Below are 22,540 nucleotides of genomic sequence, written 5' to 3' on the forward strand. Positions count from 1 at the left end.
GCCCCGGCAGACGGGGCATACCCCTCGCGCCCGCCCGTTATTGCGCCCCGGCCCCAAGCGGCAGGCGGAGCGTCACCTTCTGGCCAGAACTCGCCTACACGGGCGCGGCGCCGCCGCCCCAGCCGGCGATCTCCCGGCGCAACTCTGCCACGAACTCCCTGCCGTCTGCCGTCAGTTCACCACAATCGAGCAGGGTCCCGGCGGCCTCCAAGGTGCGCTCCCGCCAGTGCGCGTACTGCTCCCGCGCGTACCGCCCCCGCTCCACCCGCCAGAAGTCGGAGACGCCCAGATGCGCGTACGTCCCCTGCAGCAGCGCCCCGGCCGGCCGGGGGTCCGGCCGCCACGGCGCGTGGTAGCGGGCCCCGGAGTCCGGCCCGTGCAGCGGCACGAGATCGAGCAGCGCCCCGAGTTGTACGTGCAGGAACTCGTGGACCAGCGCCAGCGCGAGCCGCTCGGGGTCGGGCGGCAGCGACAGGCCGACCGCGCCGTAGCCCCGGCGGACCGCGGAGGACACCCCGGTGCCGTCCGGCCGGGGGCGCAGCGGCACCAGCGTCGTCAGCCCGGCGGCGACCGCCTGCGCGTACCAGGGGTGCCGGTGGGCCAGCACCCGCCACGCCGCCCCCAGGGCGTCCTCCCAGCGCCGCAGCTCCCCGGGGCCGAGCGGCCCGGGCACCGGTTCGCCATGCGCCTCCCGGTACGGGCCGCGGTCGTCGATCCGCAGGGTGAGCCGCAGCCCGGCGGCCTCCAGCGTCACGCGGTGGCCGGGAGCGCCGAGCAGCTCCGCGAGCCCGCCCAGCCACGGCTCCTCGCCCCCGCCGCCCCCGTCCGGGTGCGGGGCCGCGTCGAGCCTGCGCAGGCACTCGGCCGCCCACAGGTCGACGTACGGCAGCAGCAGCGCCGCCTCCCACCGGGCGCGCGAGTGGCGGCGCAGCCGCTCCAGCTCCTCGTACGTCCCGGCGAGGCCCGCCTCGCGGGCGGCGCGCGGCCTGCGCTCCTCGGCGGCCCGGCGCACCGCGCCCAGCAGCAGCCGCCGCTTGCTCAGCTGTCCGGCCCGCAGCACGGCGACGGCTCCGGCGCCGCCGCGGCCCCGGGCCAGCGCGCGGAAGGTCTCCCGGGCGATCACGTGCGGCCGGGTCACCGCGCCGGTCCCAGGGCGGCGACGTCACGGACGAGTGCGGCCCGGATGTGCCCGATGAGCGCGGCCATGTCGGGGCAGTACACCGTCGGATGCGCGAACGTATCGCCCTCCCCGGCCTTGTAGCGGTGGGCGTACAGCCCGCCCCCGCACACCCGCTCCAGCGCGCACCCGCCGCACACCGCCGCCCGGCGGGGCGTACGGAAGGAGGGGTGCCGGGCCACGTCCGCGAACGAATGCCGGAACACGTCCAGCCCGGTGGCGGCCGCCCCGTCGTACGCCACCTTGAGACTGTCGGCGAGCTCCAGGGTGCCGTCCGTTTCCACCACCACCAGGTCCATGGGTCCGGTGCCGACGGCCTCGCTGCTCGCCCGGCCGCCCAGCAGCAGCATGATCAGCTCCTCGAAGAGCCGGATGCCGGTCTCGCGCCGGGGCGCACCGTACCAGCGGTCGAAGACGGCACACAGCCAGTCGGCGTACGGCGCCGGCCCGTCGCCGCCGCCGCGCCCGCGCGCCCCGTCCGGCGGGCCCGCGGGAGGCACCCGGGGCAGCGGCCGCCGTCCCGTCCCGGGCGGCGGGGCGCTCCAATTCCCGTGCGGCAGCAGTAAGTCCATGCGGGGCGGCGCGAACTCCAGCAGCGCCTCATAGGTCCCGACGGGATCGTTGGCGAGGTCCACGGTGCACAGCACCCCCGCGTACAGGTGCCGGTTCTCCGCCGCCCCGAGGATCCTGAGCCCTTCGGCGACCGCCGCGTGGCTCCCCCGTCCGTTGCCGAACCGCCGGTTGCGGTCGTGGTCGCGCGCCGCCCCGTCCAGGCTGACCCCGACCTGTACCTCGTAGCGGCGCAGGACCCGCATCAGCTCCGGGTCGCGCAGCAGCACCCCGTTGGTCTGCAGGCCCAGCGCCACGTCGGCGCCGCCGCCGAGGGCCTCGCGCAGCACGCCGAGCGTCTCGTCCAGGTGCCGGGGACCGACGAGCAGCGGCTCACCGCCGTGCAGGATGACGGAGATCGGCTCCCCGGGCCGCCGGTGAGCGGCGATGCGCCGGGCCACCTGCCGTACGGTCGCGGACTCCATCCGCCGGGGTTTGGTGCGCCAGCTCTGGTCCGCCGCCTCGTACACGTAACAGTACGAGCAGGCCAGATTGCACCGTCCGTGCAGCTTCAGCAGAAACTGACGGGGCGTCACAACTCGTGCCGGCCCACTTCGACCAGGGCGGACCCGAACGCGGACACCGGCTCGCAGGAGGGATGGAGCGCGTCGTCCCGCAGCCGCGCCACCATGGCGCCGAAAACCGTGTCCGGCAGCTCGGCCAGCTCAGCGTCGCTCAGGTCGCTGACGTCAGCCAGCACCGAGACGAGCGGGGCGGGCGAATTGATCGCGTCCATGATCCCCTTACCGTTCACTTTGTGCCGGAGCATATAACACACAGTGCACGCCCGCCTGCGCACGCGGCACGGCCGATGCCCGGATCCGGACGGCCCGGCACCGGTGTTCATGCCCCGCCCGGCGGCGGGAGGAGCGCCCGCGGGTTGAGTACGTGGCCCGGGTCGACGGCCGCCTTGACGGAGCGCATGAGCCGGATCTCGGCCGCGGAGCGGGACAGGTGCAGGTAGCGGGCCTTGGCCCGGCCCACACCGTGTTCGGCGCTGATGCTGCCGCCGGCGGCCGCGACCCGCCGGAGTACCGCCTCGGTGACCGCCTCCTCGTCCTCCGGCGCGACGTCCAGGAGGTTGACGTGGACGTTGCCCTCGGCCAGGTGTCCGAAGACGTACGCCCGGGCGCGGCCGTCCAGCAGGGCGGGCAGCCCTCCGACGAAGCCCGGGAGGTCGTCCAGGGGAACGGTCACGTCCAGCTTCAGGGGGACGCCGGCGGCGTTGACGGCCTCGGTGTGCCGTTCCCGGTAGGCGGCGAGCCGCCCCCGATCGGAGGCGTGCAGGGCGACGGCCGCCTCGCGGACGGGCGCGTCCTCCAGCGCGGCCGCGAGCTCCTCGCCCGGGTCGCGGCGGCCCGCGCACTCGGCCAGGAGGTACACCGGGTGGGCGCCGCGGAAGGGGGCGGGCAGCCCGGTGTGCTGCAGCACCAGGCCGAGGCCGTCCGCGGTGAAGAACTCGGCCAGTTCCAGGGACTCCAGGCGGCGCAGGGCGGTGAGGACGCAGAGCGCGGCGTCGAGCGAGTCCAGGGCCAGCAGGGCCGTGACCCGCTCGGGGAGCAGCGGGACGAGGCGCAGCCGCGCCCGCGTGAGGACGGCCAGGGTTCCTTCGCTGCCGGCCAGCAGGTGTGTGAGGTCGTACCCGGTGTTGTCCTTGGGCAGCCCGGCCAGCCGGTCCACGACCCCGCCGTCGGCCAGCACCGCCTCCAGCCCGGCCACGTTCGCCCGGGTGGTGCCGTACCGCACGACGCGCTCACCGCCCGCGTTCGTGGCGATCATGCCGCCGATCGTGGCGGAGTCGCGGGCCGCGAGGTCGACGCCGAAGTCCCAGCCCTGCGGCCGGACGTGGCGCTGCAGCGCGGCGAGCGGTACGCCCGCGCCGACGGTGATCTGCCGGGCGCGGGGATCGAGGGGGCCGATCGTGTCGAGCCGGCGCAACGACAGGACGACGTCGGTGCCGTCGGGACCGGGCACGGAACCGCCGACCAGCCCGGTGTTGCCGCCCTGCGGCACGACGGCCGCTCCGGCGGCGGCGCACCGCCGCACCACCTCCACGACCTCCCCGGTCCCCCCGGGCCGCACGACGAGCCGCGCCCGCCCGGCCCAGCGCCCGGTGAAGTCGGTCTCGTACCCCGCACGCAGGCCGGGGTCGACGAGCACGTGCGCGTCACCGACGACCTCCGCGAGCTGCTGCGCGAGCGGATCGGGATCGGGGGTGGTCATGGGGGGCTGGCCCTTCTGCGGGGGGGGCGGTGTGGGGGCTGCGCTGTGGGGGGCTGCGCTGTGGGGGGAGCTGTGGGGCTGCGCTTGGGGGGGCTTTGTGGGGGGGGGCTCTGTGGGGGCGGTCCTCTGCGTGGTCGGCCGCGGGGGCGGTTCTGCGCGCCGCCGCGGGGGCGTGGGTTCTTTGTACCGCGGGGTGGGTCGGCGGAGGGGGCTGGGCCTTGCGGGACCGGGGGCGGGAGGTGGGGTGGGGCGGGCTCGGCCTTGCGGGGTCCGGGTCCCGGCCCAGCCCGGGTCCGGCCCGGGAGGCGGGGGCGCGGGGCCGAAGCGCCCGGATCCTACCGGCGGGGGGCGGGAAGGGCTGGCGGGCGGGAGCCTGCGCGGGCACCCGCGCCGCGCCACCGCACCGGGGAGGGCACCGCCCGGCCACCCCCTGTCTCCCGGCGCCCGCGATTCCCCACCCGCTACACTGACGCCGGTACGCCGCACCCAGTGGCGCACGACCGGATCATCGGGCCCGTCCCGGTGGCCTCCCCGCCTCCGTGGGGCTTGATCGAAACTCTCAGAGCGCAGGTCAGAGAGGGCGGCCCCTCCGCCCTCAGAACGCGCTTCGAGTGATCTGGGAACGCTGTCAGCATCGCCGCAGGTCACGACCTGTCAGCCCTCCTCACGCACACACCTCTTGGGCGCGTATCGGCGCGATGGTTGAGTCTTCCGCTCCACGCCTATCGCTTTCATTCACTCCGGCGCCCCTCAGGGGCGCCGAGGTGGCCATTGCCGGACTCTCAAGACATGAGACGTATCGCAACCCGCCGACACAGCCACTGCTCACAAGAAGTTGCCGTCATTGACGAGCAGGAGCGTGTCTTGCTCAGACGCTCGCCCGGTGAGAGGGCGTGGAAGCCATTGAGGGCGACAGTGGTCCGCCTCCAGCCGACCGGTTTCTCCCTCGTGCGAATCCAGGACCCTCTGCTCAATCGCTGGTACTTGGCTGCAGTTCCCGTGGTCGGCAAGTACACGTCCCCTCCGACCGCACCGACGCAGGTCGCCACCAGGCACATTTTCGCCGTCCGTCGGGGCCGAATGAGAAATCTCACCCTTCGTCCTTGCTCGAGCACGTCACCAGATGCCGTGTATGCCTGGCACCCCCTGACCGAGGTCGAGGGTGACCTGCATGTGCACCCGCACGAGCTCGGCCCATTTCTGCGGGGCTATCTGGAGGGGTGGATCCCCGATGGCGTCATCACCCTCACGGAATGAACGACTCACAGTCCTGCCCATGGGCAGGGCAGACGGAGCTCACGAGCGGCTCGACATCAGCTCGGCTACCTCGTCGAGGCAGCCCCGTCAGGGCGCACGGGGATGCTGATCATTCGGACTGGCCAGGCGACCACCGCCGTCGGCCTCGCTGCGGACCTCCAACGAACCCTGGTCAAATGCACAGAGCTTCCCGCCAACGGCCAGCAACCGTCTCCGTAAAGCGGCAACAAGAATGCCGACGTCGCTGCCACTCATGATCTAGACTGGTGTGTACTTGCACCAAAACGAGGCGTGTGTCGACTCAACCGGCACGGAGGGACGGGCCCCATGGCGACGTGGGATCATTTCGGCATGCCCCGGAGCAACAACGACCAACTGCCGGCGACGTACATCGCCTCCGGCGAGTGGCCGTACGCCCGGCTCGTCGAGAGCGCCCCCGTCAGCGCGCACTATGGCCAGGCCTTCGCACGCAACCTGGCGACGGCCATGGCGGCCTCCGAGATCGGCCTGCGCACGCTCGGCGACAAGGCGGGCGTCTCCCACGCCACGATCAGCCGGCTGCTCCGGGGGATGGTCCTGCCCGACCTGGGGACCCTGGCACGACTGGAAGTGGCGCTGGGCAAAAGCTTGTGGCCCGGGCCAGCCGCTTGGACGGAAAGAGATCGCAGATTCTGAGCAGCCGCTCAGAGCTGGCATGGGAACGTCGCCCCCATCTCGGCGCACAATGTACGCCCGCCACGTCAGTCTGGGTCCCTCAACAGTAGCCCTCAGCATTGTCAGTGGCAGGACGTGCCATTAGGGCGGAGGTGCCCGACAGTGTGGCAGGGCGCCGGCCAACGGCGGACACCGATCCAGTACGGCTGGAGGTTGCGTGGCCGTCGACAAGCGACGGGTGAACCGCTCCGGGTCTGATGGGGGCTCGATTCCCAGAGAGGATCGAGTCATGGCACGTCCGTCCCCCTACCCTGCTGAGCTTCGTGAGCGTGCGGTGCGCATGGTCGCGGAGATCCGTCCGAACTACCCGACCGAGTGGGCCGCGATGAAGTCTGTCGCGGCGAAGCTGGGGATCGGCGCGGCTGAGACGGTGCGGACCTGGGTCCGCAAGGCCGAGGTGGACGCCGGTCAGCGGCACAGTGTCACGTCCGAGGAGGCTGCGGAGATCAAGCGGCTGCGGGCCGAGAACGCCGAGCTGCGGCGGGCGAACGAGATCTTGAAGGCCGCGTCGGCTTTCTTCGCGGCCGAGCTCGACCGGCCGTCGAAACGCTCCTAGCGTTCACCGACGAGTACCGCCAGGTGTTCGGAGTCGAGCCGATCTGCCGGGTCCTGACCGACCACGGACTGAACATCGCAACGAGCACCTACTACGCCGCAGGAACCGCGACCCGAGCGCCCGGTCGGTCCGCGACGCGGAGCTGAAGACGCAGATCAGCCGTATCCACAGGGACAACTTCAGCGTCTATGGGGTGCGGAAGGTCTGGCGGCAGCTGCACCGCGAAGGCATACCCGTGGCCGCTGCACGGTGGCCCGGCTGGTGCGGGACCGCGGCCTTGAGGGTGCCCGACGCGGGAAGAAGATCCGCACCACCATCCGGGACGACGGCCAAGACCGGGCTGCTGACTTGCTCAGGCGCGACTTCACCGCGTCCGGCCCGAACGAGCGGTGGGTGGCCGACTTCACCTATGTCGCCACCTGGTCAGGGACCGTCTACGTTCCGTTCGTCGTGGACGTGTTCTCCCAGGCGATCGTCGGCTGGTCCGCCGCCACCAGCAAGCGGGCCAAGCTCGTCCTCGACGCCCTCGATATGGCGTTGTGGCGCCGAGACCGTGCCGGAACTCCCCTGGACCAGGGCTGGTTCATCATTCGGATGCGGGCAGTCAATACACGTCGTTCGCGTTCACCGCGCACCTCCTCGAGGCCGGCATCGATGCTTCGATCGGCACCGTCGGCGACGCCCTGGACAACGCGCTTATGGAGTCCCCAGATCGGCCTCTACAAGACTGAGTTGATCAAACCCCGTCGGCCCTGGCACAGCCTGGCCGACGTCGAACTCGCCACCGCGGAATGGGTCGACTGGTTCAACAGCCAGCGCCTCCACACGGCGATCGGAGACACCCCGCCCCACGAACACGAGACCAACTACTACGCTCAACTCCAGCCCCAACCGGCGGCTGGAGTCAACGCATAGAGCCTCCACCGATCCCGGAGCGGTTCACGGGTGCGTACCGCGGTGGTCGGCCACGCCGATCCCAAGCTCCCCGTGGCCCTTCCGATGGAAGCGATAGAGCTCGACGACTTCCGGGCGCACGCTGCCGGGAGTCGGCGGGGATGGTCGTTCTCGCCCAACCATGTCCGCACTGCCATCGACTTGTCCCAAACTATGTCTAGTGCAAGGCGGGACCCAGGGGAGGGAGACCGAGCGTGGCAAGAACGGCGCCTGCCGGACCGACGGAGGTCCTCAAGTACCTACACGAGTACCTCGATGAGCACTTTCGGACACTTCACACACATCGCCAGGCACTACAGCCAACAGCGCCCGTCTTCGCCCTGGAACACGAACTCAACCAGGATGACCTTGAGTTGCTTTCGAATGCGGTGCGCGGGGCTGTCGAACAAGGATTCGACATTCGACACCGTACCTGGTGGCTGCCGTTCGTAGTGCACGCTGCTGAGATCGGATATCTCTATACCGGAGACGAGTACTGGCCCCTGTTCTCCCAGAAGACACCAGGCTGGGAACGTGGCCCGCAGTGGAAAATAGACAATAACCGTAAATACATTAAGCAGTGGTTTAAACGGTTTGCGGCCGAGTACGGCGGGATTGAACCCAAGGGAGCTTTTGCTAAAAATTTCAGCATCATCGCATGGCCAATCACACATGCCATCATGCCAGCTGACCTACAACGCCAGATGGCACAGCTTCTATACGAGGCGCGCGCAATACTTACACCGACCATGCTTGATGACCCACGCGTTCTGGGCGCCAGCCTGGCATCGCGCACGGGCGGGTACAGTGATCGCTTCCAAAAATTCTGCTCGAACCAGATCCTGCTCGGTCATATTTCCGCAGCTCTACTATCAGGCGACGACGAGGAATCTCCGTACCTGGTGCAATCGGCGCTCATTCGTCTACTTGACGACCTAACGGAAGAGCATGATTCACGAAACTGGCTGTACCAGGCTAAGCGCTCGGCGCACACAGTCCGCTCTAGCGGATTTCTTCCGACGAGTACGAGTTCGGGGCCTGCGCAGCGAGGGCAGCCTCTACCGACTGTCTCCAATCCGAAACTCCTCTTGCGCCAAGAAGCTAACGGTTGGTGCCCCTATTTGGGCCTACCCGACCTCACGACTCTTCAAGCGGAAAATATCCAGGTCGGCGAGGAACTGCGGACACGTCGCCCAAAAATCGAAGGACGTCACCAACCACTTCCCCGCGGAAAACTGCTGTACCCAGGCAGAGTAGCGCTAACCGCGTGGCCTCGGCCGGGCGTGCCCATCATTCAATTGGAGCAGGGATCCACACAAGTCAATGAGCTGATCGCCGAGCGTTGCACCATCACCAGGGGCCCATGGTGGCTCTTCCGGAAGCAACCCGGAGGTCTAGCTATCGAGATCAAAGGCGGAGTTGTCCGGCCAGGTCACGAATATTGCCTGGTGGGCCGCGCTGACCTTCCCCCTCTGGCACTACCTTGGATATCTGAGACATTTATTCTTGCTGATGGAGTGAATGCTTTCGATTTAAAGGTGCCCAACACCCTCAGCGAAGAAGAGGTCACTCAGCTCGCGGCAGTGGGCCTGTCAGTGGTGTCGAACGTGTCCATCCACCCTGTCGGGCTTATTCCGGCTTCCTGGGACGGGGAAGGAGTTGCCGAGTGGATGGCCGGGGAACCAGCACTCCTCATAGTGAAGTCTACTCAAGCGACAGAGAAATGTTCAGTAAGAATAGACGGTGGACTACCTTCACTGCTCGAATGGCCTGCAGGTAGTCAAGAACTCGTATTCGCTCTCGAGGACCTTCCTGTAGGCACGCACGAGGTACATGTTGCACTCCTAACCAGGAGTGCAGGCAGGCCCTTTGTGAGCGGTTCGCTTATTGTCACTATTCGCGATCCTCACCCAAGCTTGGAGGAGAACACTGAGGGGGCAGGCATCCGGCTGTTCGCCACTCCAGCCCGCCCGAAGCTAACCGAGATTTGGGACGGTCGGGCAAGTCTCTCGGTAGACGGCCCTGTGGGGACGAGGGCTGAGCTGAGTATTGTGCTGCGTGACGAATCCGACAATGAACTGGTTCGCCAGCGTCACGCAATCTCACTTCCCTTTGACGACAGCGCATGGACGAGGTTGGCAGCCCAGGAGTTCCGCAAGGGAAGGCTGCAGAGTGTTTACAATGTAGCCGAGTCATGCGAGATCTCGGTTTCCCGCAGCGGAGTCGGCTTCGCGACACTCAGATGTGAACGTGGCTTTCATCCGCTCCGTTGGATTCTCACTAAGCAGCGCAACGGTGGGCACGCCGCACGTCTAATCGACCGTACAGATGGCGATTGCACTCAGGTGCTCCTCTTCTCTGTGGAGAATCCTCTGCTCGGTGAGCAGCAAGATGCCCGACGGGCGATTACCGTCCCAACGAGTGGTGGCATGCTTCGAGCTACTTCCGGCCACGCGACCGCAGCCATCATCCTGCCTCCTGACCCAAATTGGCTGCGTCAGAGGCCGAACGACCAGCCAAACATCCACTGCACAGGCACTCCCATGTCCGACGTCCTCGAACTAATCCGTGGACACCACCGATGGCAGGATGCTGATCTGTCAGCCGATCCCTTCTCATACCGCCAGCGGCAACTGGTACTCGATGCGATTACAGCGGCCCTCGTGTCCCTCACGGCCGGGAACAGATGGTCTCATTTGGAGCGCAGACGTGGTCGTCTTAGTGCGCATAGGAGGCCAGACACGTTAGATGAAATGCAGAGGCTCGTAGGCGAGGCTCAGGCACAACGTGCAGTAGCCCGCTACATCGCTGACCATCTCTGGGAGTGGACGGATTCGCTGCCGGCATTGCGGGAGGGCTTGAGCCAGGCGATCAGCCTCATCGCGTCAGACACTGGTATCGGCGACCCGCGTGTCGCAGCGGAATTTCTACTGCTTCTTGCAAGCACACCGGGGTCTCTGGAGAGTTGGGACGAGATCGAGCGAGACAAAATGCTGAGGTGTGTGCTGATATCACCCGTCCTTATTCGTGCGGCTCGATTCGCGATAATGGGTACTGAAGATCTTCGAGAGGTATCAGAACAGTCGATTGTCGGAGGCACCCGGTGAAATTAACGGTGCTCAGTAAGCAAGAGGCAGCAGAGCGAACAGTCCGTGCACTCTGGCTGGATGAGACGACAACTGATGCGTTCTCTGCCGAGGCGCTCTCCGCTTTGCTCCGCCGTGCAGCCTCTTTCCTGTGCCCGTCGACTCCGCGCCGCCTTGTAGATGCAGTACTTGAGGCTCTCAGTCCACTGGACGAATCAAGCCTGTTCACGCGTCCCCAAGTGGCAGCACAGCTGGACCTTTTGGTATCGATTGGTGACCTGATCGAACTTCCTCACCGAGGTGATCATAAAGGTCGTCAGATTTACTTGGCTCCGCCTTCATTCGTGGAGAAGGCGCTCGGACGGTACCTCTTGCTCGGTGTGCGGCCCAACGGCGCACCGCTCGTAAACGAGTCGCTGGGCGCAGGAATCCAGCACAAGGGCCACACCAGGTCTCTCAAGCTCGACGCTCAGCTCGCCCCGGGGCGTTTGCGTGCCGCCGGCCTGCATGAGATACCTCTTGATCACTGGCTCAAGCGACCTAGGACGGACCAGCCAGCCGCGGTCGTAACTGTGATGCGCCAGCGCTTGGACGGTGCCGGTGAGTCTGGAGAGGTCGGCGGCCTCAAGATCATCGATACAGCGGCATCCGTCCGCTACTACCGAGGTCGCTGGCGACAACTCGCGAGCAGTGACTCAGGAGATTTCGTTGCCCGCCGATCTCAGGCCTACGGTGCTGACTTGTGGTGCTTTGTGCGCGTGGAGCATGGAGTCCCTCGCGCACTGGTGGATCTTCCAGTTGATGACCTCGCTGCGGCAGGCTGCGACGAGGCGTGGCGCACACAGGCAGCCATCGATGCCTTGGCCGACACACCGCAAGTCATGTACATACGACCGGCTCCGGGGACGTCTGGCGACCGATGTCTGGACCTGTTCAGCCCCGTGCCCGGGTGGGCGCAGCGCTACCTCGAGCTTGTGGGTATCCCTGTCCCGCAGGCAAGAGGGGCACTCGTCTCTTATCGCGTACCGATGTCGGCGATCGGCCAAGTGCGGGCGTTCTTCACTGACATGCTATGGATGCACGTCAGAGAAGAGGGAGGGGTGGCGTGACAGTGGAAGCGCCAACGATCGCGGAGACGATCAGCAAGATCCAGACAGCCCTTCGGGACTACATCGAGGCGACCTATCACATCGGGCATCCCACCGTGCTCGACCAGCGTCGTGAACTGCTCGAGCAGGAAGGCGTACTGTTCCAAGCCCCCTTCATCGAGAGCACCCCTCGCTACCAGACGAACCGCGGCTTCGGTGATCTGGACCTCGACGAAGCCGTGCGAGATCTACTCAGCAGCCTGTCGGCACATGCGGCCGGCTCGAAGCGCCTGCTGTACGACCCGCCCTATACCCACCAGGCTGAAGCACTAGAGTCGACCGCTCGCGATGGCCTGAGCCTGGCCGTCACGACCGGTACAGGTTCGGGCAAGACTGAGTCGTTCCTCCTGCCGATGCTGGCCAAACTCGCGGCAGAGGCCGCACACAAGCCTGAGTCCTTCAAGGTTCCGGCTGTGAGGTCACTAATCCTCTACCCGATGAACGCGCTAGTGAACGACCAGTTGGGCCGTCTTCGCCTCCTGCTGAGCGACCCACGCGTCACTGCCAAGTTTAGCGAGTGGGCCGGCCGCCCGGCGCGCTTCGCCCGCTACACCAGCCGGACGCTGTACCCAGGCGTGCGCAAGGCCAAGAAGGACCAGACGCGCCTTCGCTCCATCGAGGACTTCTACGTCAACCTGATCGACCTGGCGAACGACTCCTCATCGCCACAGCGTGAGGAGGCAGATGCTCTCATCAAGGAACTGGAGGCACGTGGCAAGTGGCCAGCTAAGCCGGATCTGAAGGCGTGGTACGGCAAGAGCGGTTCCCGGTGGAAGAACAAGGCTGGCGAGTTCATCCGTGCCGTCACCCGTCCCGAAGACCCGGAGCTTCTGACACGCCATGAAGTGCTGGAAGAGCCTCCAGACGTCCTGATCACCAACTACTCGATGCTCGAGTACATGCTCATGCGTCCGCTTGAGCGGCCCGTATTCGATGCCACAAGGGACTGGTTGGCAAAAAACCCCGACGAGAAGTTTTTTCTGATCATCGATGAAGCTCACATGTACCGGGGAGCCGCCGGTGCCGAGGTGGCACTCCTGCTCCGTCGTCTACGCGCGAGGCTCGGTATCCCCGCAGAGCAGTTGCAGGTGATCTGCACAAGTGCCAGCTTCACGAGCTCCCGGTATGCGCGTCAGTTCGCCGCCCAGCTGAGCGGCAAGTCCGAGGCCGACTTCAAGAGCATCGAAGGCAAGCTTGCCCTTCGGGCAGGCGCCAGCACAGGAAGCCTGCCGGATGCACAGGTCCTAGCTGCCGTGCCGATGCACGAATTCTATGAGGGTGAAGGGGACGAGGCCCGCATCGCTGCCGTACAAGGCCTGTTGGACTACCGTGCGGTGGACCTGAGGCCGGGTGCCACGGTCGGCGAGTTGCTACACGAGGCGCTCGACGCCTTCGGTCCGATGAACCTCCTCGTCAACGAGACGATGAAGCAAGCACAGCCCGTCAGCGAGCTGGGCACACTCATCTTCCCGGATGTGGACCAAGTTCTCGCTGACAGAGCCGCTTCTGCTCTGGTTGCACTCGGTAGCGCGGCACGACGGTCGGTGGACGGTGCAGGGCTGCTGCCGTGCCGTGTGCATGCGTTTTTCCGCGGTCTCCCCGGGCTGTGGGCATGTCTCGACCCTGACTGCCCGGAGGTCGACCGAGAGGCTTACCCAGAGTCAGGTCCGGTGGGCCGACTCTACGCCCAGCCCAGAGCAACCTGTGACTGCGGAGCCAGGGTTTTTGAGCTGTACACGTGCCGGCATTGTGGCTCCTCCTACGCGCGGGCCTACACCGACGACCTCGTCAACCCCTCGCACCTGTGGAACCAGCCTGGAGGAGCCTTCCAGTCTGCGTCCGGCCTCATCCCGGAACTGCAGTCCCTTGACCTGCTACTCGAAGAGCCCTACGAGAAGAACGTCGAACTCGCCGACCTCGACCTGGTCACCGGCAGACTCAACCCAGAGAAGGTACTCGATCGTCGCGTCCGCAGCGTTTTCCTGCCCGGACTCCGGAGCGGGGAACCAATCGCCGGCGAAGATGACGGCGACGAGGCCGAGGCGGACGGGCAGTTCAAGCCTTGCGGTGTCTGCGGTCGGCGCGCAGGCTACGGGCGCTCGTCAGTGCAAGATCATCAAACGAAGGGTGACCAACCGTTTCAGGCCTTGGTGACCCGTCAACTTGAAGTGCAACCACCAGGCGCGCAGCCGAACACCGAGTTCGCGCCATTGCGTGGGCGTAAGGTGCTCGCTTTTTCCGACTCCCGACAGGTCGCCGCCCGGCTTGCTCCCAACCTGCAGAGTTACTCGATGCGCGACGCCATGCGGCCCCTAATCCTGCGCGGGTGGCAAGAGCTGGAAAAGACGATGCTCGAGCCCATGCTGTCTTTGAATCATCTATATCTGGCAGTCATGGTTGGCGCCCGCCAATTGTCGGTTCGGCTTCGCCCCGAACTGCGCCCTTCTGAGTCACTTCACGTCCTGGACAGGGTCGAAGCAGCCATCGAGAAGGGCGCACTCAAGGGCAACCCCGGCGAGCTCATGCAGTTGTTCAGCATCACCGATCCGCCACCGCATGCGCTGATGCGGACGATGTACGCGACGCTCACGGACAAATACCTCGGCCTCGCATCCCTCGGCCTCGCATCCCTACGGGAACCCCGAGCCAGAACTGCTGATTTGCTCGCAACGCTCCCCGGCATCGACAGCGTGGCGACCAGCGAGGAATCCAAGCTGGCGCTGATGCGAATGTGGCTTATGCAATGGACGACTCCCGGCATCTGGTTCCCGTCGATGACCGATGGAGACTGGTGGAAGACGGAAGGCGGCGTCCATCCGCACACGGGTAAATTCCAATCGATTGACCAATGGCTCCACTCCAAGGCAGCGAAGAAGCAGTTCAATGACACATGGCTGCCTACACTGCTTCAGGAGTTCTGCGAAGCGGTAGCTGGGAAATACCGGCTGTCCGCCTCGAAAGTCTACTTGGATCTCGGAACGATTTGGGGATATTGTGAACGCTGTCGTTTCACCCAGCGACCGTTCCCCGGCTCTTCCCGGTGCGTCAGCTGCCGAGACGACCAAGTCCGTACGCTAGACCCCGACACTGACCCGGTGTTCCAAGCCCGTAAGGGGTACTACCGCGCCAGCGCCACACGGGCTCTACAGGACAGCCCCGAGTCCCCGATGAGCATCATCGCCGCTGAGCATACGGCGCAGCTCAATGCCGCGGCACAGTCAGACGCTGTGTTCTCCAAAGCAGAAGAGCACGAGCTGCTGTTCCAAGACGTCGACCTCGGTCTGCCCGGATCCGGAGATCGGAAGAAACCCGCCGCCATCGATGTTCTGTCTTGCACTACCACCATGGAAGTGGGCATCGATATCGGAAATCTGTCCGGTGTCGCTCTGCGTAACATGCCACCTTCGCGCGCGAACTATCAGCAACGCGCAGGTCGGGCCGGTCGGCGGGGCAACGCAGTCGCCACTGTGCTGGCCTTTGGAAGCGCTGACACTCACGACGATCATTACTTCCGCCAGCCGGAACTGATGATCCGCGGTGTGGTCGATGACCCAGTACTGACGATGAACAACGAGGAGATCACACGTCGTCACGTTATTGCGTACCTGCTGCAGCGCTACCACCAGGACCGTCTTCCTGACATCGACCCCGACGAGCAGCCGCAGCTTTTCGAGGTACTGGGACAAATCACGGACTTCACTGGGACAAATTCACCGCTGAACAGGGCCGACCTGGAAGAGTGGTTGAAGTCCCATGAAGACTCTCTTCGGCATGACATTGCAGCATGGCTCCCCGACGAGCTCGGCCAGAACGGCCACCACTCCGTCCTTGAAAACTTCGTCACGAGGACTCTCGACGAGATCGACGAGGCCCTTGACCTCGATGCCAGCGGGCACCCTGTGACGGCCTCCGGTAGTGACGCGTCATCGGAAACTGATGAGGAAGATACGGACGACGCAGCCGAGGATCCGGAGGAGCCGAATGCCCGGAGGACCCAGAAGAACCTGCTCGATCGACTCCTATACAAAGGTGTGCTGCCGCGTTACGCGTTCCCGACGGACGTCGTATCGTTCTACGTCTTTGACATCGATCGGTCGACGCGCTTCAAGCCTGAGTTCCATTATGCGCCCAGTCAGGGTCTTGCGGTAGCGCTCAGCCAGTACGCGCCCGGCAAGGTGGTGTGGATCGATAACAAAGAATGGACCTCCGAGGCCATCTACGCGCCAGTCCAAGAAACGCGTCACCAAGCTTGGCGGGACAAACTGCTCTACTTCGAGTGCCAGGTGTGCCATTACGCCAACTACTATTCGTACGGCGAGGCCGCGCCTGGGGATGAGCGCAACTGCCCGGCCTGCCGTGCCGAAGGCAAGTTCGGCAAGGCTAAGAACTGGATGCGCCCGCCGGGGTTCGCGCACCCGGCCAGGAAAGACCCTGGCACCAGTGCCGACAAGGCGCCGGCTCGCAGTTACGCCACGCGAGCCAAGCTCATGGCATCCGGGCCGACCGAGGAGAGCGCCTGGCAGCGCGTCACGAACCGGCTTGAGCAGACGTATCGTCGCGAGACGCTGCTGGTGACGAACACCGGTCCCCGCAGCGAGGGGTACACCTACTGCACGCTCTGCGGGCTCATTGAGCCGACAGCCTCTGCCACGGGTGTGGTGAATGGGACACACAAGAAGCCCTACCCCGACGAAAAGGAACCGAACTGTCCCGGATCTCGCTCGACCCGTGGACTGGTGCTCGGTACTGACTTCATCTCCGACGTACTCCTAGTCCGTCTCAAGGTGGATTCGCCCATCACCCTCAAGCCGGACTATCTATCGACACACATCGCGCTGCGCACAATTGCTGAGGCCCTGACGATTGCTGCGACACGGAAGCTAGGCATCGAGGCCACGGAGTTGCAAGCGGAATACCGTCCTGCGCTGACACCTCTCGGCGGCGAAGGCCGGGAAGCCGACATCTACATGTACGACACCCTCGCTGGCGGTGCCGGCTTCACCCGCCGGGTCAACGACCACGGCATGGAGATCTTTAGGCAAACGCTGAAGCTTCTCGAAGACTGCCCGGCGAACTGCGATGAGTCCTGCTACCGCTGTCTGCGCAGCTTCCGTAATCGGTTCGAACACAACCTCCTTGACCGCCACGTCGGGGCCAGTCTCCTGCGCTACCTGGTCGACGACACGCCACCGGCTCTTGACGAAGCACGACTCGCGCGGTCGACCGACAAGCTCTTCGAGGATCTCGATAGCCGAGAGCTCGGTATCACGTTCGAGCGAAGCGTCGAAACCGACGTCGCAGGTGTCGGGCCGGTCACTGCGCCCATCCTGGCTAGGGAAGGTGACCGTGAATGGATCATTGGTGTTCACAGCCCTCTGACTCCGGGCGTGGCACCGAACGACCGGTTGCAGCATGCCCAGGAAAGTTCCGACAAGAGCAAGGTTTCGGTCCACTTGGTTGATGATTTGGTGGTTTCCCAGAACTTGCCATTCGCGACCCAAACCGTTCTGAAGGCTCTGACATGAGCTAGAACGGATACAAATGGCGACACTGAGGCCTGGGCTTGGCCGAATTAGTCTCCATTACCTCTCCTGATCGCACGGCAAGGGGAGATAGCCCATTGGGCGGCGGCCTGCATATTGTTGTGCGGGCCGTCGCCTGTGCTGAATCATGAAGAAGCCTAGCGTCGCTCTACACAAAAATAGACGGAACCACCACAAGTAAGAACCTTCTATCCTGAACGTTACTTCCTCCCTCGTGACTCGCTAGGGCAATTGATGAAAGAAACCAAGAGGGGCAATATGGCCGAAGGCGGCACTGGTGAAGAGATGGGCGAACAAGATCTTGCGGAAGGCCAGATACCCATCACAGCACTACAGGAGCACTTCAGCGTATCGTTCACGCGGATGATTGCTTATGCGGCTGGATGCTCCATAAAGACTCATGAGACCGATTTTGAGGGCGTTGACATCACTATTGTTTCTTCGACAGAGTACCGCGGCTTCTACGGGCCACAGTTCGAGCTTCAATTGAAGTGCACCTACCAGGAGAGCTTACTTAAAGATGACAGCATGACGTGGAAAATGAAAGCAAAACCGTTTCGAAAACTAACTCGCACGAAGCGGTATATCCCCGCCTACCTTGGCGTCCTCCTCATTCCACGCGACCCGGAACCCTGGCTTCACATAAATGAATATGGCCTGTATACGCGTAGCCGCATGTTTTGGGAGTCTGCGGATAACCTGAGATACGATGGCCCGATCAATGATTACCACACGGTACATCTACCGCGCCGGAACCTCTTCACGGGTGAGCAGCTTCTGGGCATCATGAAGTCAATCGGCGATGCAGAGATGAGCCTGAGGTGACCCGAGCCGCGTTTGACAGCTACCGTGAGATTGCATCCGCGCTGACTCCTCCCGCGGTCTCTCAGTTCCTGGCTTCTCACGACTGGGAGCTGGAACAGAAGCAGCCGCAGGTTCGCGAGGTCTGGCGCTACCGGTCAGCCTCGTTGGCCACCGCGCCCCGTGTCATGGTCCCGCTAGCCACAGATTTCGCAGATTTCGCACCACGCTTCGCGGACACATTGGAGTCGCTCGGGCATATTCACAACTGGGATGCCGGGCAGCTACTGGAACAAATCATCGCCACACGAGCGGACTTGTTCTTTGTGCGTCTCGATCAAGAAATGATCGATGGCACAATCCCTTTCCAGCAGGCCGAAAAGACATTACAAGCGATCTTCAAGTTGATGAAGTCAGCTGCAACTACAGCAATCGATCCCGATCATCCGAATAAGGGACGGAGGCCGGCCGCAGTCAACGAGTTCCTGGAAGAGGATGCAAGACTGGGGCACACGAAGCGTGGCAGTTTTGTCTTCACCGTAGTATCCCGCCTAGGCGAGGCTAATCCGCAACCAATCGATGGCCACGAGCAACCTGCTATGCCTTTTCCACGACAAGTCATGGAAACATTGGCCAGAGGCCTTGAGACCACAAAACGTCTGACACAGTCTTGGGACGAAGAGGTTCTTTCATCTCCAAGCAGCCTAGGGCTTAGTGCGGGGCTAGTGGAGTCGCTCGAAGAGATGTCACACTCGCAGCACCTTCGCTCACTGGACTTTTCTTTCGAGTGGGCAGCGGCTGACCGCAGGCCGGACGTGGGCCTAGCAACAATTACGCTGGACCGAGACACGATTGTTGAGCTTCCGCGTGTACGAGAACAACTCGTGCGAAGAGAAGAGCCCGTACGGCGAGAAAGGCTAGTCGGTCTCGTTAAGTCGCTTATACGGGAACACTCGACGCCCAGTGGCGAAGAGGCAGGAACAGCTATCGTCGTGGCGGAGGTAAAACGAAAGACTTTGCGAGTGCATGTACCACTGACGGGAGCAGACCACAGCTGGGCGATCATGGCCTACGAACGCCAACTTCCCTTTACTGTGACGGGCGACCTGTCTTACGAGCGCCGCACTTGGCGCCTAACTGGCCGTATCGAGGTCGATTCGAGCTTCCTGCGCCACCTTACAGGCTCAGAAGATTCCGACTCGGGCAGTTCCTAAGGAGACTCTTACAACGGCTAACACAATGAAGTGGATCGGTGCTGGTGGCCGTGTCCGAGGAGGGGAGCCGAGCGTTCGTTGCGGTGTGGAGACGTCGCCGTGGATCGTGTCGGACGCGCTGTGGGACCGCTTGGAGCCGCTGCTGCCGCAGCGCGAGCGGCAGTTCCGCTATCCAGGCCGCAAGCCGTTGCCCGACCGGGACGTGCTGTGCGGGATCCTGTACGTCCTGCACACCGTCATCCAGTGGGAGTACCTGCCGAAGGAACTGGGTTTCGGCTCGGGCATGACCTGCTGGCGACGCTTGCGGGACTGGAACAAGGCCGGAGTGCGGCAGCGACTTCACGAGGTCCTGCTCGCTGAGCTCAACGCGGCCTCGCGGCTGGACTGGTCCCGCTGCGGGTCGACTCCTCCCACGTCAGCGCGTTAAAAGGGGGCAGCACACGGGTCCGTCGCCAGTCGACCGGGGCCGGGCCGGCTCGAAGCACCACCTGATCACCGATGGGCACGGCACTCCGCTAGCGGCACTTCTCACCGGCGGCAACCGCAACGACGTCACCCAGTTGCTGCCCTTGCTCGACGCGATCCCGCCGGTCCGTGGACGGGTCGGGCGTCCCCGCCGCAAGCCCGACTCTCTGTTCGCCGACCGAGGCTACGACCACGCCATCTACCGCGACCAGGTCCGCATCCGCGGTATCGTGCCCGCCATCGCCCGCCGAGGCACCCGGCACGGAACCGGTCTGGGCACCTACCGATGGGTGATCGAGCGGACCTTCGCCTGGCTGCACGGATTCCGACGCCTGCGGATCCGCTGGGAACGGCGGGCCGACATCCACGAAGCGTTCCTCAAGCTCGCCTGCTGCCTCATCACCCTCCGGCGACTCAGCTCATTGTGTTAGCCGTTGTTATCGGGTTGACAGTAGGCAAGTCCATGGGCGTCCCCGCCTGACCTGCTACGGCGAGATTCCGTCCGGGCGGAAGGTGACCTGCACGATCGTCCGGAAGCGCACCCAGGAGGCGGGGACGAGATGCCCGCGCATGCACTGGCTCAAGGACATCGACGAAGCATGGATACCGCGCAACGAGCTGGGGTGGCGCTGCTCGCGTAAGGTCACCAAGAGCACGGACCGCGACAACCGTTAGCCTGCCATCCGCCGGACTGCGACGTTGTCCGCTCCGAGGAGCGGCACTTCGTCGGCGCCTACCGCGGGTGAAGGAGTGGGCGCCCATTCCCCTACCGGCGACCCGCCCGGTCGACATCGAGGCGAGCAGCGGCCGGGCTTTGGGTGCGATCGAACCGCCCTGGCCCGAGATTTATGACGCCAGTGCCGCTCCGGCCATGCCCCGCACTCGGCGAAGGGACGCCTCCCGGCTATGTGAACATGGGCAGCATTCCTTGGTCGATCGGCGGCACCCCGTCTCCAGCAGGCAACGGTACCCGGGCGCCATGCCGGACTGGGCGGACCAGCCGATGGGAACGCATGGACTCAAGGACGTCCTGGCGTGCAGCCCTCTGCCGACACCAGCGTTCAAGCCACCAGTTGGCGACCCTGTCGTCTGCTTCAGGAAGATCGGGATTGAGTAGGTACTCCGGCTCCTCATCGATGCCGAGTGAGTAGTCCCGCAGATTTTTGACCAACGGAACGCCGTAGAGGATGCGCTCACGTCCGTGTCTGAGGAGTTCGTTGGCGGGCCACCCAAGTGCGGCGATCCCTAGCCTCACCTTCCGTAGACGAGGGCTGACTCCTTCACCGAACAGATTGTTGACTCGTACGAGCGATCCGCGCAGGGCCGAAAGCCGAACAAGGGCTTCGACAGTCTCACTGGAGAAGTGAGAGGTTCCAAAGGAGCGTGATCGCCCAAGTTCGTGGAATCCCATCCGGGCGCTGCTCTTTCCTCCCATCACTTCAGCAGGCCAAAACAACCGGTTGTACTGGCTTGAACCAGTTCCGTAGAGCGACGTGGTTCCGATGAAGGAAAGGCGAGGCTCCCGCAGAATTGGACGGCCAGCCATCGCAGAGGCGATCTCACTGGGGCGTGAATATTTCTCACGGTAGGCCGTCAGTACTTTCGGTGAGACGGCCAAGGCCCCTACAAGCTTACCCGCCACCAGCGCGTTATAAGGCGCCACGGCGCCACAGACGGTGAGGTCGGCGATGACGGTGCCGACTCGCTCTCCTCGTGCGCGTCGTACCACGCGACGCATGTGTGCCCGCGCCTTCGAATCCGAGAAAGCTTTGGCGAGTCCTTCGGCTGTGGGTGGAGAGAGATAGGCCCCAAGGAGGGTGGCGATCTCCAAGGTCTCGGCAAGCGCTGCTGAACGCTTACTGCGAAACAGATCTGTCGTGGCCCGATCCACCCACGCACCACGCTCTATGTTGCGGACCTCGCGGATTGTGCTGGCCTGGTGGTGTCGCTGACGGTGCCGTTCAGCGTCAGCCCGCAGCCGGCCGATCACTTCCGAGGTAGGCGCCGCCAGGTCGGTCGGTTGAAGGATCCCGTCGCGGAGGAGATCATCAACATAGATCTCTTCCTGCTGAACCGTGATCCGTCGGGCCAGCCAGCGGGCGATGTCAGCAGTGGGCTCAGCCCGCACCTGCTCAAGAAACTGATCAGTTTCCCAACCCATCCAGTGGTCGCGCTCGGCGATTTGAACAACGGGGCTGGAGATCGCCGCCAGCCCAATGACGGTGTGGAATTCAGTGGCCGCGTCCCGGATCAAGATTGGCATCGAACGGCCGGGCACGGTTGCGTAGGCATTGGACCAAGTGTGCCGGAAGTATCGCCAGATGTCGTGAAGCTTGAAACCTGTCAGAACGCAGGTCGAGGAGTCGACGATCTGAACGTACGGTCTGATGACGTCTGTGGATGCGCCAGCACTCTGAAGTGCGTCCGCCAACTCCCGGCCGTCGCGCATCAGATTAAAGATGGAGACCAGCCGGCCGCCGTGCTGGTGCGTGCGCTCCATACTCTCGACGAAGCGTCGAACGCTGCTCTGCCCGAGTTGCTCGTCCCGACGCAGATGCTCCTGGCGTCGGATCCGGGCTTTCTCATTCTCTCGGTCACCACTCGCCAACGGGGGAGTGAAGACGTGCCCGGACTTATCGGTCTGGATCGTCCAGCCCTGATCTACCAGATCTATGGCGGTGTGAGCAGCTGCCGCGAGCAGCGGCTGCTCGTACAGGTTCTTGATCTTGGCCGCCTGAATCCAGTGATCGTGACTGCTCACATCCATGGATCCGAGCGGAGTACTTGCCAGCAGGCCGCAGAGACGAGCGAACG

General features: G+C 64.5%; 11 protein-coding genes and 2 pseudogenes. 8 read left to right on the top strand and 5 right to left on the bottom strand.

Translation table 11 applies throughout. The features are described 5' to 3' along the window. Nucleotides 1–94: 94 nt before the first annotated feature. The 4 genes from ACIA79_RS05545 to ACIA79_RS05560 all read right to left on the bottom strand — a co-directional run bounded on the left by ACIA79_RS05545 (nucleotide 95) and on the right by ACIA79_RS05560 (nucleotide 4,009). Nucleotides 95–1,138: an aKG-HExxH-type peptide beta-hydroxylase gene (locus ACIA79_RS05545; protein WP_399426850.1), complete on the bottom strand. Its 1,044-nt coding sequence runs from the start codon at nucleotides 1,136–1,138 to the stop codon at nucleotides 95–97. Next, nucleotides 1,135–2,322 (bottom strand): FxsB family cyclophane-forming radical SAM/SPASM peptide maturase, encoded by a 1,188-nt coding sequence (locus ACIA79_RS05550; protein ID WP_399426851.1) that lies wholly within the window; start codon nucleotides 2,320–2,322, stop codon nucleotides 1,135–1,137. The genes ACIA79_RS05545 and ACIA79_RS05550 overlap by 4 nt, the downstream gene beginning before the upstream one ends. Continuing rightward, the gene (fxsA, locus tag ACIA79_RS05555) at nucleotides 2,319–2,522 is read right to left on the bottom strand and encodes an FxSxx-COOH cyclophane-containing RiPP peptide (protein ID WP_399426852.1); all 204 of its coding nucleotides are present in this window, start codon (nucleotides 2,520–2,522) and stop codon (nucleotides 2,319–2,321) included. The genes ACIA79_RS05550 and fxsA overlap by 4 nt, the downstream gene beginning before the upstream one ends. Nucleotides 2,523–2,629: 107 nt before the next feature. Next, nucleotides 2,630–4,009, bottom strand: coding sequence for an FAD-binding oxidoreductase (locus ACIA79_RS05560; RefSeq protein WP_399426853.1), 1,380 nt, complete (start codon nucleotides 4,007–4,009; stop codon nucleotides 2,630–2,632). A gap of 1,608 nt (nucleotides 4,010–5,617) precedes the next feature. Between ACIA79_RS05560 and ACIA79_RS05565 the strand changes: the two genes are divergently transcribed. The 8 genes and pseudogenes from ACIA79_RS05565 to ACIA79_RS05600 all read left to right on the top strand — a co-directional run bounded on the left by ACIA79_RS05565 (nucleotide 5,618) and on the right by ACIA79_RS05600 (nucleotide 20,157). Next, on the top strand, nucleotides 5,618–5,941 hold the full coding sequence (locus ACIA79_RS05565; RefSeq protein WP_239099564.1) for a helix-turn-helix domain-containing protein: 324 nt from the start codon (nucleotides 5,618–5,620) through the stop codon (nucleotides 5,939–5,941). A gap of 268 nt (nucleotides 5,942–6,209) precedes the next feature. Further along, nucleotides 6,210–7,451 (top strand): annotated as a pseudogene (locus tag ACIA79_RS05570) (IS3 family transposase). 233 nt (nucleotides 7,452–7,684) lie between these two features. Then, complete coding sequence (locus ACIA79_RS05575; RefSeq protein WP_399426854.1) at nucleotides 7,685–10,576, top strand: hypothetical protein; 2,892 nt, start codon at nucleotides 7,685–7,687, stop codon at nucleotides 10,574–10,576. A gap of 218 nt (nucleotides 10,577–10,794) precedes the next feature. Next, the gene (locus tag ACIA79_RS05580; RefSeq protein ID WP_399426855.1) at nucleotides 10,795–11,664 is read left to right on the top strand and encodes a hypothetical protein; all 870 of its coding nucleotides are present in this window, start codon (nucleotides 10,795–10,797) and stop codon (nucleotides 11,662–11,664) included. Further along, nucleotides 11,661–17,228, top strand: a complete 5,568-nt coding sequence (locus ACIA79_RS05585) for a DEAD/DEAH box helicase (RefSeq protein ID WP_399426856.1) — start codon at nucleotides 11,661–11,663, stop codon at nucleotides 17,226–17,228. Before ACIA79_RS05580 ends, ACIA79_RS05585 begins: the two co-directional genes overlap by 4 nt. Before the next feature lie 252 nt (nucleotides 17,229–17,480). Further along, a complete protein-coding gene (locus ACIA79_RS05590; protein ID WP_399426857.1) occupies nucleotides 17,481–18,071 on the top strand; it encodes a DUF4365 domain-containing protein in 591 nt (196 codons plus the stop codon). Beyond that, complete coding sequence (locus ACIA79_RS05595) at nucleotides 18,068–19,261, top strand: hypothetical protein (protein WP_399426858.1); 1,194 nt, start codon at nucleotides 18,068–18,070, stop codon at nucleotides 19,259–19,261. Before ACIA79_RS05590 ends, ACIA79_RS05595 begins: the two co-directional genes overlap by 4 nt. A 25-nt stretch (nucleotides 19,262–19,286) precedes the next feature. Further along, nucleotides 19,287–20,157, top strand: a pseudogene (locus ACIA79_RS05600) (IS5 family transposase). Nucleotides 20,158–20,630: 473 nt separating this feature from the next. Here ACIA79_RS05600 and ACIA79_RS05605 read toward each other — a convergent pair. Beyond that, nucleotides 20,631–22,493 carry a Druantia anti-phage system protein DruA gene (locus tag ACIA79_RS05605; RefSeq protein ID WP_399426859.1) on the bottom strand — a complete coding sequence of 621 codons (1,863 nt, stop codon included), beginning with the start codon at nucleotides 22,491–22,493 and terminating at the stop codon, nucleotides 20,631–20,633. Nucleotides 22,494–22,540: the final 47 nt, after the last annotated feature.

This window comes from Streptomyces sp. NPDC051310, assembly GCF_044455245.1.
In the GTDB taxonomy this organism is placed as follows: Bacteria; Actinomycetota; Actinomycetes; order Streptomycetales; family Streptomycetaceae; genus Streptomyces.